The organism is Vibrio sp. YT-19(2023) (assembly GCF_033337395.1).
This window is the reverse complement of record NZ_JAWOQN010000664.1, coordinates 1-635: the sequence shown is the minus strand read 5'-3', so window position 1 is coordinate 635 and position 635 is coordinate 1. Positions and strand designations below refer to the sequence as shown.

The following is a 635-nucleotide window of genomic DNA, read 5'->3' as shown; positions in this document are numbered from 1 at the left end:
TGATATTAGCAAGTGATTGGCTAACTTCTTGTGCCAGAGCTTGGTTGTCTGACAGCATGGCTAAGCTTGAGTGCATGCTTTCATTCGCGTGACCAGATTGCTGTTGAAGCTCTTCAATGATGGTCTGGATCTCTTTTGTCGATTCCTGAGTTCGCGCCGCTAGCATACGGACTTCATCGGCCACTACCGCGAAGCCTCGGCCACTTTCGCCCGCACGTGCAGCCTCGATCGCTGCATTCAGTGCAAGCAGATTGGTTTGCTCAGAAATGCCTTGAATCGTACCCACTACGATACCAATCGACTCAACACGCTCTTCAACTTGGTTTACGGCTTGTGCAGAAGAAGCAATATCTGAAGATAGCTCGCTCATCTTCGCCACTGTACTTTGCAAGAACTGTTGACCTGTCACGGCTTGCGTGGACGCCTGTTCCGTCAAAGAAGAAGCCGTTTGAGCATGATCAGCCACCGTTTGTACGGTCGATGACATCTCACTCATGGCCGTCGCCAGTTGGTCAATCTCGTTGAACTCTTCTTGCGCCGACTCTTTAGTTTCTGACATGCTCAGTGTCATCACTTCCGTCAGTGTCGCTAGCTCGTCGGATGCGTTGATTTGCATTTGAATCACGTCATGCAGT

At 50.2% G+C, this 635-nt stretch carries 1 protein-coding gene; it reads right to left on the bottom strand.

Features of this window, described 5'->3' with window-relative positions; genetic code table 11:
* Nucleotides 1-635, bottom strand: a 635-nt coding sequence (locus tag R7E78_RS27755; RefSeq protein ID WP_318058838.1) for a methyl-accepting chemotaxis protein, incomplete at both ends; no start/stop codon positions are given.